Annotated in this window: 7 protein-coding genes and 1 pseudogene; 4 read left to right on the top strand and 4 right to left on the bottom strand. The window is 71.8% G+C overall.

The genetic code is table 11. The features are described 5' to 3' along the window. Together AB0F44_RS26130 and AB0F44_RS26125 are read left to right on the top strand one after the other, a co-directional pair. Entirely contained in the window at positions 1 to 1,926 is a 1,926-nt protein-coding gene (locus AB0F44_RS26130) for a hypothetical protein (RefSeq protein WP_357359707.1), read from the top strand. Then, positions 1,926 to 2,993: pseudogene (locus AB0F44_RS26125) on the top strand (acyltransferase); the annotation flags it as partial. The gene AB0F44_RS26130 and the pseudogene AB0F44_RS26125, both read left to right, overlap by 1 nt. Positions 2,994 to 3,007: 14 nt before the next feature. Here AB0F44_RS26125 and AB0F44_RS26120 read toward each other — a convergent pair. Then, a complete protein-coding gene (locus AB0F44_RS26120) occupies positions 3,008 to 7,255 on the bottom strand; it encodes an alpha-(1->3)-arabinofuranosyltransferase family protein (RefSeq protein ID WP_357359705.1) in 4,248 nt (1,415 codons plus the stop codon). After that, on the bottom strand, positions 7,222 to 8,019 hold the full coding sequence (locus tag AB0F44_RS26115; protein WP_357359703.1) for a class I SAM-dependent methyltransferase: 798 nt from the start codon (positions 8,017 to 8,019) through the stop codon (positions 7,222 to 7,224). The genes AB0F44_RS26120 and AB0F44_RS26115 overlap by 34 nt, the downstream gene beginning before the upstream one ends. Before the next feature lie 171 nt (positions 8,020 to 8,190). Between AB0F44_RS26115 and AB0F44_RS26110 the strand changes: the two genes are divergently transcribed. Next, positions 8,191 to 9,309 (top strand): glycosyltransferase family 4 protein, encoded by a 1,119-nt coding sequence (locus tag AB0F44_RS26110; RefSeq protein WP_357359701.1) that lies wholly within the window; start codon positions 8,191 to 8,193, stop codon positions 9,307 to 9,309. Positions 9,310 to 9,382: 73 nt separating this feature from the next. Here the strand turns inward: AB0F44_RS26110 and AB0F44_RS26105 are convergent, their stop codons facing one another. Both AB0F44_RS26105 and AB0F44_RS26100 read right to left on the bottom strand, forming a co-directional pair. Then, positions 9,383 to 9,538 (bottom strand): hypothetical protein, encoded by a 156-nt coding sequence (locus tag AB0F44_RS26105; protein WP_350661307.1) that lies wholly within the window; start codon positions 9,536 to 9,538, stop codon positions 9,383 to 9,385. A gap of 20 nt (positions 9,539 to 9,558) precedes the next feature. After that, positions 9,559 to 11,262 (bottom strand): hypothetical protein, encoded by a 1,704-nt coding sequence (locus AB0F44_RS26100; RefSeq protein ID WP_357359699.1) that lies wholly within the window; start codon positions 11,260 to 11,262, stop codon positions 9,559 to 9,561. Between the two features lie 155 nt (positions 11,263 to 11,417). Between AB0F44_RS26100 and AB0F44_RS26095 the strand changes: the two genes are divergently transcribed. Next, entirely contained in the window at positions 11,418 to 12,659 is a 1,242-nt protein-coding gene (locus AB0F44_RS26095; RefSeq protein ID WP_357359764.1) for an oligosaccharide flippase family protein, read from the top strand. Positions 12,660 to 12,810 lie beyond the last annotated feature (151 nt).

Raw genomic sequence — 12,810 nt, 5'->3', positions numbered from 1 at the left:
GTGTCCTCCCCCCATCCCACCACCACAGCTGCCGGGCACACCGGCGGGCCAGCTGACGCGCCCGCTGCCGACGGCTTCCTGGCGACTCCCCGAGATGTCGTCGTGGCCGCGCTCGCCCTGATCGTCGCCCAGCTCGCCTTCCGCGGCTGGGCGCTGAGCGGCTCCTGGTACCGCTTCGACGACGCCAACTTCATGTCGAAGCTGATGTCCGACGGGCTCTCGGCCGACCTGCTCTTCAACGGCTTCGCAGGACACCTGATGCCGGCGGCGTTCGCGCTGACGTCCTACAACTTCGGCCTCGACCCCTACACCTGGGCGTACCCGGCCGTCGAGCTCCTCGTGCTGCAGGCGATCGCGAACCTGGGCGCGCTGGTCTTCCTCTGCTCCGCGTTCGGGAAGCGGCGCGGGATCCTGCCGCCGCTGGCGCTGTTCCTGTTCAGCTCGATCAGCCTGCCGGCGTTCCTGTCCTGGGGTCCCGGGATCACCCAGCTGCCGTTCCTGGCCGCGATCTTCTGGGGGTCGTGGGCACACCTCAACTACCTGCGTACGCGGCGGTTCCGCTGGGCCCTGCTGACGATGCTCATCACCCTGGCCGCCATCGCCTTCGGCGAGAAGGCGATGCTGCTGTTCTGGCCGTACGCCGTGCTGGCGCTGGGCTGGTTCGCGACCGGCGACATCCTGACCCGGCTGCGGACGATCATGGGCCGCTACCTGCCCGGCGTGCTCCTCTACGGGTTCGTCTCGATCGGCTCCGTGATCGCCTACCTCACGCTGGGCGCGGGATCGTCGAAGGCGTCGGGAAGCTCCGATGCCAACGGGTTCGCGCTGGTCGCCCAGCGGTTCCTGCTGGAGTCGTGGGCACCCGGCGTGGTCGGCGGGCCGCTGCGCTGGAAGTGGATCGAGGGCAACTCGGCAGGCTGGGCCGAGCCCGGCGCGGTGGTCTCTGTCCTGGCCGTCGGCGTGCTGGCGCTGCTGACCTTCGAGCTCGCCCGCACCCGCTCGATCGCGCTGCGGGCCTGGTGGCTTGTCGGCGGCATCCTCGTCATCGACATCGCCCTGATCACCGCCATCCGGGCCGGCGGGGTCGGCGCCGATATCGCGCTCGCCTACCGTTATCTCACCGACACGATCGCGGTCACCGCGATGGCGCTCGCGCTGGCCACGCTGCCGTTGCGCGGGGCGGTGGAGACGCTCACCCCGACGCGTACGTCACCCTTCCTCGACAACCCGCGACGGGTCGCGGTGGCGACAGCGGTCGCCGCGGCGCTGGGGCTCTTCTCGTCCTACTCCTACGCCGAGAGCTGGCACGACGACGACAACACCCGGCGCTACATCGACACCGTCCGTGCCGACCTGGCCGAGGTCGAGGAGCCGCTGCCGATGGCGGACGGGCCTGTGCCCCAGTGGATGGTCTGGGGCGCGTCCTACCCCTACAACCAGGTGAGCCGGGTGCTCCGGCCGCTATCGGACAAGATGGCGTTCCCCGAGGCCAGCACCGACAATCTCTATCTGGTCGACAAGGACGGCCACATCCGGCCGGCGTTGGTCGACCCCGAGCGACGCTCGGTCGGCGCCGTCGACCCGACACCGAGCCTGGACAAGTGCTCGATGCGCGTGCGGCAGACGCCGCTCGAGGTGGGCCTGGACGGCGGCGTCGAGGGCGCCGGGTGGTGGATCCGGATCGCGTACGTGGCCGCCGACAAGGACGCGGGCCGGATGCGGGTGACGGCCGGCGACCATTCCTACGACGTCGAGGTCGAGCCCGGGTTCCGCAGTCTCTATGTGCGTACGGGTGAGGGACGCTTCGACAGCATCAGCTTCCAGAGCCTGACTCCGGGGTCGAAGCCGTGTCTGGGTGGCATCGAGGTCGGCAGCCTGGTGCCGTTCGGCGACCCGATCTCGGGGCCCGTGGAGGAGGACGGCTGATGGCTGGCCGAAGCGGAGCCCGAGGCAATATGGACCGCCGATTCCTCACGCTCGACGCATTGCGCGCCGTCGGCGCGCTGATGGTGGTGCTGACCCATGTCGGGTTCCACACCGGTCGCTACCCGCAAGGGTGGACCGGGGCGATGCTCGCCCACTTCGACCTCGGCGTGGCGCTCTTCTTCGTGGTCTCCGGGTTCCTGCTGGCCAGACCGTGGTTCGCGGCCAGCGCCGCCGGAGCTCCGCCGCCGAGCACCGGGCGCTACCTGTGGAAGCGGGCGCTGCGGATCCTGCCGCTCTACTGGGTCGTCGTGGCCGTCTGCCTGCTCGCCGCGCCCGCGAACTCCGACGTCGGCGTCGGCGGCTGGATCGCCAACCTGACTCTGACCCAGATCTACACCCAGGACTCGCACGCCTACGGGCTGGCGCACATGTGGAGCCTGTGCACCGAGGTCGCCTTCTACCTCGCCCTGCCGCTGGTGGTGCGGCTGCTGACGCCGCGAGACCGCCTGGACGTACGCCGTGTGCTGGTCGTCTGCCTGCTGCTGTCGATCGGCGGCGTGGTCTTCGCCGCCGGCGCCCGGACCTGGTTCGACCAGCCGTTCGCGGCCGAGTGGCTGCCGGCGTACCTGCCCTGGTTCCTGGCCGGCACCGCGCTCGCGGCCTGCTCGGTCGACCCGGGCATGCGGGCCCGGCTGGACGCTGCCGCGCGCGACCTGACCGGCTGGTGGCTGCTGGCGCTGGGACTCTTCGTCGCGGCCTGCACGCCGATCACCGGCCCGATCGGGCTCGTGGATGCTCCGACGCCGGCCGAGTCGGCGCTCAAGTGCGTGCTCTACGGCGCGGTCGCGGTGTGCGTCATCTTCCCGCTGGTCTTCGGGCCCGAGCTCGAGGGTCCCGTACGCCGCTGGCTGGCCAGCCCGGTGCCCAGCGCGCTGGGCGAGATCTCCTACGGCGTCTTCTCGATCCACATGTTCGTGCTGCTCATGGGCATGGAGCTGCTCGGGTTCGGCACCTTCAACGACCGCTTCTGGACGGTGCTGGGGATGACCATCGCCGTCACCATCCCGATCGCGGCGCTCTCCTACATCTTCTTCGAGCGCCGGATGATGCGGCTGCGCGGCTGGCGTCCTTCCGGGCGCCGCCTGAAGCGGCGGCCTGAGCCCACGCCTGAGCCTGAGGCAGCGCCCGAGTCTGCGTCCGAGCTCGGTGCCACAGAGGCGGCCGCGGCGACCAGCACGAGCGCGACCACCGAGAGCGCCTGAGCCGTCCAGGCGGGCGGGTCCCAGGGCAGGTCCCAGGCGGTCGGCAGGATCTCCACGGCCAGGGCGCCGGCAAGCATCGCTGCCCCCGACCCGGCGGCCATGAGGCGTACGACAACCGACCGACGGCCGGTCAGGCGCGGCAGCAGCCAGGCGACCACGGCGGCCAGCGCACCCCACCAGCCGGCGAGCAGACCGGCCACGAGGACCAGCAGCCCGCCGTCGTACCACCGCCACGGCGCGGCCACGGGGAACAGCTCCAGGCTGTGCGGGGTGCCGCGACGGCGCCATGAGGTCACCAGCGCGAGCGCCAGGACCAGCACCATGCCGCCCGCACCGGCGAACAGCCCAGCACGGTAGGTCTCCTCGGGCGCGAAGCCGAAACGCACCTCTCCCCCGGCGCCGGCGGGCACGATCCAGCCCTGCTGCCAGCCGTCGACCCGCTGGGCGCGCAGGGCCTTGCCGTCCAGGGTGGCGGTGGCGCCGGTGTTGATGTTCTGAGGGAGCACGAGGACCCGGTCGTAGGTCTCGGCGGAGACCGTAGCGGAGACCGCGGCGTCGCGCTCGTCCCGCTCCACCTCGACCGCCTCCGGGGTCTCCGCGTCCGCGATCACCTCGGCGCTCAGCTCGAGGCTGTCGAAACGGAGCGGTCCCACAGGATCGGCGAGCAGAGTGTTCTCGCCTGCCGCCAGGCCGACCGGGGCCGTGCCGCAGACCCTCAGCGGCACCTCGCCGCCGCGCAGCAGATCGGAGAGCGACCCGTTGACCGCCGTACGCAGCACCCGCTCGCCCACGCGGATGCGGGGTCCGTCGGCGCAGCCTGCCCGGAGCCGCCCGTCGCCGAGCGGACGGCCGTTGACCTGCAGCTCGGAGATGCCGGCTGGCAGCTCGGTCGCATCGGCCATGCTGGAGGGCTGGTCGTAGGCGGCGTCGGTCTCGGTGATCCGGATCCGGAGCCGGTCGGTGCGCCAGCCGCTCGGCACCTCGATGTCGCCGTCGGAGTCGACCTCGCGGGTGACCGTGCGCTTGGGACGGCGCAGGTCGGTGATCTCGACCTCGGTGGGGATGCTGACCGGGGCCGCCTTGTTGACCATGAGCCGCAGCGACCTGATCCGCTGCCGCTCGGGCAGCCCGAGGGTCACCGTGGCCGGGCCCGTCGAGGGCGCCCGCCACACGGTGCCCTCGTCACCGTCGGCCATCGCGAGCGCCGACTGGGCGATGTCTCCGCTGCTCGGTGCGGTGACGTCCACCCCGGCGAGGTCGGCGGCCGCCGCGGCGTACGCGTGGTCGCGGCGCAGCGACACGGTCCCGGTGACGTCGAAGGACTGGCCGCGGGTGAGAGTGACGAGCCGGTCCAGGTCGTCGCCGTCGTCGCCGGTGGCGGCCAGGAACGGCTCGCAGTAGAGCACCCCGCCCTGGTCGATGCAGCCGCTGCGGTCGGTGTCGCGACCGAGCCGGATCTTGCGGATCGTGGCGTCCTCCGGCGGCTCGGGGAGCGCGACCAGGCGCTGGGCGTCGACACCCTCGATGTCGAGCTCGCTGATCCCCCACGGACCGTAGGCGGTAGCGCCGCGGGCGGTGACGGTGAGGTTGCGCGCGCTGAACCCGGTCAGGTCGTACGTCGCCTCCTCCCCCGGCAGCGGGGCGTAGACCTTCCGCATCTGGGCGCCGGCGACGAGCTCGAGCCGTTCGACCCCGACCACGTTGCCGGGCAGCGTGATGGTGACCTTGCCGAGGTCGGTCTCGTCCTCGAACCGCACCCGGAGCCAGGCGCCCTCGGGGGTGCGGTCCCATCCGGTCTCGGTGCGCCACGCGGTGTCGGGGTCGCCGTCCAGAGCCGCCGAGGGCGCCCGGCCGCGGTCGACCGGGACCTCCGACGGGGTCGCCGCCGAACTGGAGGCCTCCACGGCCTCGACGCCGCGCCAGACCACGGTGCTCTGCCACCGCTCCTGGTCCTCCAGGTAGCGGTGGAAGCTCTCGGGCTGGTCGGAGTCGACGCCCTCCTCGGCGGTGCGGGTGGCGGAGGAGTTGGCGCGGACACCGGAGAAGAGGGTCGTACGCCGCCGCTGGCCGTCGGTCAGGATGACGTCGGTCGACTCCTCGGAGTCGTCGGCGATGGACCGGGTGTCGTCGGCGGTCAGCACCGCCTGGGCGCCGCTGGCAGGCTCGCCGGGGTCGCCCATCACTGTCGTCCTCGCCGGGATCAGGGTCCCGTCGGAGGTGGCGCCATCGACCTCGTAGATCTCGATCGGGGGATACTCCCCGGCCAGTCCACCGTCGACGAGGACGCGGGTGCCCTTCTCGCGGTGGTAGGTGGTGTTGCCGAACTCGGTGCCGAAGCTCGCCTCGTGGGTCAGCCCCGGTGACTGGGCGAGGGTGGCATGGACCAGCGAGGGCGGCGGGGCGCCGGTGGTGCCCCAGTGCAGATCGTTGCGCACCAGCAGCCGGGTGACGCCGGCCTTGGCCAGCATCGGCGCGAGATCCGCGCTGGGGGTGCCGCGCTCGATCTCCTCGGTGACCCGGTCGAGCCAGACGACGTTGCCGGGCTCGGCGAGCGGCACCACGCCGCGTACGGCCCAGCGGGAGTCGGCGTACGGCTGCAGGACCTCGTCGTGGGTGCTGCCCCACAGGTAGTCGCCGAACCGGGCAGCCGGGACCACGAGCGTCACGCCGCCGTCGTCGTTCTCAGAGAGGTAGTCGGCGGCGTCGGTCCAGAAGGTCGGCACGTTCTCGATCGACCCGGGCGGCGGCACCTGGCCGCGCACCCAGGGCACCGCCAGGCCGGCCAGCGCGGCCACCACGGCGATGACGAACACCGTCCTGAGCCACTGCGCGGCCTTCGTGGCCGTCCCCGAGGCTCGCGCCAGCTGGGCGCGGAAGAGGATGGTCTCGACGGTGAGCACGACCCCGGCGGCGAGCCCGAGGCGGAGCACAGCGTCGTACTTGTGGCTGTTGCGCACCGCGGCCAGCGCGCCGTCGACGAGGTCCTGACGAGCCTCGGCTCCCCAGCCGGCCAGCGCGCCGGTGTAGCCGATCCCGACGAGGACGGCACCGGCCAGCACGCAGCCGATCAGGAACCGGGTCTCGGGGTGGCGGCGCGCCCGGCCGACACCGGCCAGCCCGGCCAGCCCGATGGCGACGACGGCGGCCGCGTCGAGGACCAGGTAGGGCGTGGCGTGCAGGCTCTGCCCGGCCGGGTAGTAGAGCGGGTCGGCGTACGCGACCCAGTCGGAGGTGCCGAGCAGCGTCGGCAGCAGGCCGGTGGTCGAGGAGGTCACCGCGGCGGTCTCGATGTAGTCGAGGAACGGCGGGATGTAGCGGGCCTGGAGGACCAGCGGGATCGTCCACCACAGGGTGGCGAGGATGGTCAGCACGCCCCACAGGCCCAGCGCGGCGAATCGCCGGGCGCCGGTGCGGGTCAGCAGGAAGACCACACCCGGGACGATCACCGCCGAGACCGCGGTCGCGTTGACGCCGCCCGCGCAGGCGACAGCGAGCGCCGCCACGGCGCACCAGCGCAGCAGGTCCTTGGTCGTAGTGGTGCCGCTGGCCCGGATGACGGCGAGCAGCACCCACGGCGCGACCGCGGTCGGCCACAGCTCGGCCGAGTTGGCGCCGAGGATGGTCATCACGCGTGGCGTCAGGACGTACGCCGCGGCACCCGCGACCTGCGCCCACGGCCGCCCCAGCTGCAGCTCGCGGGCCACGGCCAGGACGCCGAGGAAGGCCAGGTTGAGCAGCAGCGCCCACCACAGCCGCTGGATCACCCACTCCGGCAGCTGCGCCAGCTGGCCGAGGCCGTAGAAGGGGCCCATCGGCCACAGATAGCCGATCGCCTGGTTCTGCACCTGGCCGAAGGCGCCCTGGGCGTCCCACATGTTCAGTGCCCGGGCCAGGAAGGCCCACGGGTCGGCGCTCAGGTCGAACTTGGTGTCCGCGACGATCCGGCCCGGGGCCTGGGTGAAGGTGATCGCGGTCAGGATCGCGACGTACGCCGTGACCCTCAGTTTTGAGGTGGGGCTGGGTCGGTCCGGGGTCACGTCTTGCGCAGCACGAGCAGGAGGTTCCATGAGAGCACCTCCCTCACCACCGGGACCCGCATCAGCCACGCCGCCCACGCCGGGTGGTAGCGCGGAACCGCGGCCAGGATCTCGGCGTTGCCCGCCCTGCGCTGGGCGCGCGCCCAGCGCAACCCTGCGGAGGCGGTCGCTGCGTACATCGACTCGCCGAACTTGTTCTTGGGCTCGTGGCCGTGCTTGCGCAGGTAGCGGCGACGCGCGTACCGGCCGCCGAGCAGGTGCCACGGGCTGGTCTCGTGGCCGCCCCAGGGGCCCCACCACAGCGTGTAGGAGCAGAAGACGACACCGCCCGGCCTGGTGACCCGGAGCATCTCGTCGAGCATGGCAGTCGGGGTCGGGACGTGCTCGAGCACGTTGGAGGAGTAGCAGGCGTCGACCGAGCCGGTGCGGACCGGCAGCCGCATCCCGTCGCCCAGCATGCTGCCCTCGGCGACGATCCCCGCACCCTTCATCTCACCGGCGTCGGCGTCGAGGGCGAGGTACGTCGCGCCGGCGTTCATGAAGGCGTCGCGGAAGTAGCCCGGGCCGCCGCCTACATCGAGCAGGACGGTGCCCTGAAGGGTCTCTCCGTCGGTGTAGTGCGCGAGCTGGCCGACCGAGTCTGCCGCCAGTGCGGTGTAGAAGCGCGCGGGATCGGTCTGCTCCACGCGGAAGTCGTTGAAGAGGCGTACGGAGCGCCGCAGCGTCGCCCGCCAGTCGTTGCCGACCGGGGCGTCGATCTGGTCCCCGCTCCGGGGGTCGAGGAGGTTCGGCACGGCGGGAACACTAACCGACTTACCCCAAGGGGTGTGCATTTGGTCACGAAATGTCCTACTCTCCGGTAACTGCGTCGTCCCTGGGGAGGGAACGCTCAGCAGCGGGGAACTGCGAGTCAGGGGAGAAGAGTTTTGCGCGCCATAGAGGGAGCGCAGCTGGAGGGTCGCCATGTGGCGGTCTTCAGCTGGCGCGATACCGACAACCCTGAAGCCGGTGGGGCCGAGCACTACCTCCACCAGATCACCGCCGGCCTGGTGGGTGCTGGGGCGCGGGTCACCGTGTTCACCGCCGCCTATCCGGGCGCTCGCGCCCGCGAGGAGCGCGACGGCATCCGCTACGTACGCCGCGGCGGCAAGCTCAGCATCTACCTGTGGGGCGTGCTGCTGCTCGCGCTGGGCCGGCTGGGCCCGATCGGCCGCGTCGACGCGGTCGTCGACGTGCAGAACGGTCTCCCGTTCTTCTGCCCGCTCGGCACCAAGGCGCCGGTCACGGTGCTCGTCCACCACGTCCACCGCGAGCAGTGGCCGGTGGTCTACCCCGGGCTGTCCGGGCGGATCGGCTGGTGGGTCGAGTCGTGGCTCGCACCACGGCTCTACCGCCACAAGCAGTACGTCGCGGTCTCCCGTGCCACCCGGGCCGAGCTGGCCACGCTCGGCGTCGACCCCGCCCGGGTCGCGGTCGTGCACAACGGCGCCGCGCCGGCCCTGAGCGACCGGCCGGCGAAGACCGAGCACCCCTCCATCTGTGTCGTCGGGCGGCTGGTGCCGCACAAGCGGGTCGAGCTCGCCGTCGACGCGGCGGTGGCGCTGCGGGCTTCCTACCCGGACCTGAGGCTGAGCATCGTGGGCGGCGGATGGTGGGCCGACGAGCTGGCTGCGTACGTCTCCCGGGTGGGGGCCGGGGACTTCGTCGAGATGCTGGGGCATGTCGACGAGGAGACCAAGGAGGCGGTCTACGAGCGGTCGTGGCTGATGGCGCTGCCGTCGCTGAAGGAGGGCTGGGGCCTGGTCGTCACCGAGGCCGCCCAGCACGGCACCCCGACCGTCGCGTTCCGCGACGCGGGCGGGACGACCGAGTCCATCGACGACGGCGAGTCCGGGGTGCTGGTCGATGACCAGGCCGGCTTCGTCGCCGCGCTCGATCACCTGCTCGGCGACGAGATCCGCCGCAAGGAGCTGGCCGAGGGTGCCCGCTGGCACGCCCGCAAGCACACCTGGGAGCAGAGCCAGCTCAACTTCAACGCCGTGCTCGCCTCGGCGCTCCAGGGGCACGTGGTCGGCGCGGACTGACCGCTCTTCAAGATGCACAGAGCGAGAAGGGGCCCGGCGGATAACCGCCGGGCCCCTTTCAGCTTTGTCGCGCTCAGTCGTTCGTGCCGTACTGAATCGTCGACTCCGAGACGCTCGGAGGATTCTTCACGGTGTTGTCCGTGCTGCTCGTGACGACGCCGACGATGGTCGCTGCGGCGACTCCGCCGCCGACAAGAATGCTGGCGACGATGGCAATGATGTTGCCCATGGATATGTGACCTCCCTCTCCTAGCCGCGAACTTTAGCAGCCGGCCGGCGAACAATACTGATCAGTAGCAGAACTGTTGATGTTGTGGCTCCGAGCCAGGCCAGGCCGTACGCCACCCATGCGGCGATCACCGCCGTCAGCGCCACCGGACCGGTCGTGTGCCTGGCGGTCGGGCTCGCCTCCCCCGGCAACCGCTGCAGGAGCAGGTCGTCGCTGTCGTGGACCGTCTCGCCGGCCACCTGCGGCGCCTCGCCCGCGGTGCGGTCGGTGATGACGTACGCGATCCCGAGGCGGCTCAGCTCGGTCGCCCGTGCCTCGGGGTCCGGTGCGGCGAGGGCCTCGGCGGCCGCTGCCGCACGCGGGTCCTCGCCCTCGATCTCGGTCCCGCCGATGACGAGGTCGCCGTTGGCCACACTCGCCCTGGGCAGCATCCTCGGCAGCGGGTCGAGGACAGGACGATGTGCGTTCCACGCCGGGGCTCGGTAGGCGGACCAGGGCAGGACGAGTACGTCACCCGGCGCCGTCTCCTCGGCGAGCGCCGCACCGGCCTGCCGCCACGACGTCGGGTAGTCGGCCGTGCCGATGCCGCCGGCGAGACCCCAGGCGGCGTCGGGGAGCACGGCGACCGGGGCGAGAGCCAGGGCGACGGTGGCGGCCCATCGGGGTGCGGTGCCGCGAAGCCGCTCGCGCAGCGTGTCGACCCCGGCCGCGACGGTCATGACGAGCAGCGGCAGGCAGAGCGGAAGCAGGCGGCTGCTGTCTCGCAGCAGCGCGAGACCGGGGATGTCCTGGGCGAGGGCGTCGAGCGCCTCCGGCGCGGCCCAGCCTGCGATGGCAATCGCCATCCCGGCGCCCCAAAGCGCCAGGATCGCGGTCCGTTGGCTGTCGGAGGCCCACCACCGTCGGAACCCGGCCCCTACCAGCGCCACCAGGAGCGCCAGGGCCACCCAGGCGAGCCAGCTCTCACGGCTGGCGGGGACGACCGACGTGTTCCAGATCCCGCCCATTGTGAGCGCTGCGAGCGGGGCGGGCAGCGCGTCGCCGCGCAGCGCGAAGACCTCGAACCCGGTAGTCGACGCCGCCTCCGTAGCGTGAGTCAGGCCGGTGACCACCCAGGGCGCGTTGACCGCGGCCACCATCGCGAGCAGCCGGACCGGGCGCCGGCCCCGGCGCAGACCGGTTGCGAGCAGCACCGCGGCCGACACGATTCCCGCGCTGGCGCTCAGACTCCCGACGAGCAGGACCGAGAGCAGCCACACCGGGCTGCGCTCGTCCGCGCGGGGCTCGCTCGCCGTCCGACGGCGCCCGGCCAGCACCAGCCAGGGCACCGCGGCATAGGCCAGCAGCATCGGCCAGTGGCCCATCCACAGTCGCTCGGCGACGTACGCGCTCCACACGGTCAGGCTCACCACCGCCAGCCGCGCGGCGAGCGAGCGGTCACGCACCAGCTCCGCGGCCCCCGCACCGGCGAGCACCAGCGCGCCCACCAGCACGAGCTTCTGCAGCGCGAGACCCGGCACGACCTCGTCCACCACCGCGATCACGGCATCCGAGGGCACCGCCCGCGGCAGCCCCGAACCGAGCCCGAGAACATCCCGCGTCAGCGCAAGATCCGGCACCCACACCATGTCGTAGCTGAGCACGAACCCCGCCCCCAGCGCCGGCCCCAGCATCAGCACCGCGAGCACGCCCGCCCACAACGTAGGCACCACCCGCTCGCTCACGCCGGCCACCCTACCCAGCCGAGACGTCAGTTCTGTCGGCCGAGAAGTCACTTCTGTCGGCCGAGTCGGCAGTTGTGGCGATCGAGTTCCGATCCTGGGCGGATGCCGGTGCCGGCATGTGACCTGTCGCGCCATAGGCTTTCCAAGTGCCCACGATGACCGCCAGCCCGATCAGCGCCCGCCGGCGCCGGCTGTCCGCGCTCATCCGCAGCAGCGGCTTCCTCGCGGTCTGCATCATGGTCACCAACATCGCGACGTACGGCTTCCAGATCATCGCCGCCCGGATCCTCGGCCCCGGACAGTACGGCGGCGTCGCCTCGATGATGTCGCTGCTCCTCGTGGTCGGCGTGGTCCAGCTCGGGATGCAGGCGACCGCGTCACGGCGGGTGACCGAGACGCCCGGCCAGGAGCGCGCCATCGAGCGAACGGTGCTGCGAGCGACCTATCGGGCGGCCATCGTCGTCGGTGTCGTCATGCTCGTCGCCTCGCCGCTGGTGTGGCGGGTGCTGCGGCTCGACTCCATCTATCCCGCTCTGCTGGTCGCGGTGTGTGCCGTACCGCTGACGGTCATGGGTGGCCAGGCCGGGGTGCTGCAGGGCGAGCGCCGTTGGCTCGACCTGGCGATGGTCTACCTGGCGCTCGGCATCCCCCGGGTCATCGTCACCACCGCCGCGATGTGGATCCGCCCCACCGAGGGCGCCGCCATGGCCGGCGTCGCGCTCGCCCAGTTCGCGCCGGCGATCGTCGGATGGTGGGTGCTGCGACGGCGCGCCGCCGGCGACGCGGAGCCCGGACCGGTGAAGCCGGTCGTGGTCGAGATGCTGCAAGGCTCGTTCGCGCTCCTGGGCTTCTTCGCGCTCTCGAACGTCGACATCCTGATCGCGCGCAACGTGCTCTCCGACCACGTCTCCGGCCTGTACGCAGGTGGCCTGATCCTCACCAAGGCAGTGCTGTTCCTGCCGCAGTTCGTGGTGATCATCGCCTTCCCGTCGATGTCGGCCGAGGCCAGCCGCCGCTCCGCGCTGGTCAAGTCGCTCGCGCTCGTCGGCGGGCTCGGCGCGTGCGCGATCGCCGGATCCTGGCTGCTCTCCTGGCTCGCGATGATCTTCATCGGCGGCCCCGACTACGCCGAGATCGAGGGCCTGCTCTGGGTCTTCGCGATCCTCGGCATGGTGCTGTCCGTACTCCAGCTGCTCGTCTACTCGGTCCTGGCCCGGCGCAGCCGGCTCTCGGCGTACCTTCTCTGGATCGCCGTCGCCGCCGCCCTCGCCCTCGGCGCGATGCAGACCACCGTCGAAGGCCTCGTCTGGGCCGTACTCAGCGTCGACGCCGCCCTGGCCGCCGTCCTCCTCGCGACGACCTTCTGGCGACTCAATCAGACCCCCCACCGCCCCTGACCCGCCGAGGCGTCACCCCCGTCGGCCGAAACGGCAGTTGCGTCGGCCGAAATGGCAGTTGTGGGCGACGAAAGTGGAGTTTCGTCGCCCATTGGTCGTTCCAGGGCTCCGGCAAGAATGACCTGATGGTGGTCTGACCCAGCGAGGTACT

Source organism: Nocardioides sp. NPDC023903 (assembly GCF_040639295.1).
Taxonomy (GTDB): Bacteria; Actinomycetota; Actinomycetes; order Propionibacteriales; family Nocardioidaceae; genus Nocardioides.
The sequence above is the reverse complement of the archived record's forward strand: the minus strand, read 5'-3'. Positions and strand labels throughout refer to the sequence as shown.

Bases quoted from the DNA above. Each gene is read 5' to 3' on its own strand.
- AB0F44_RS26120 (WP_357359705.1), bottom strand. From the start codon at position 7,255: ATGGAACCTCCTGCTCGTGCTGCGCAAGACGTGACCCCGGACCGACCC.
- AB0F44_RS26105 (WP_350661307.1), bottom strand. From the start codon at position 9,538: ATGGGCAACATCATTGCCATCGTCGCCAGCATTCTTGTCGGCGGCGGA.
- AB0F44_RS26095 (WP_357359764.1), top strand. From the start codon at position 11,418: ATGACCGCCAGCCCGATCAGCGCCCGCCGGCGCCGGCTGTCCGCGCTC.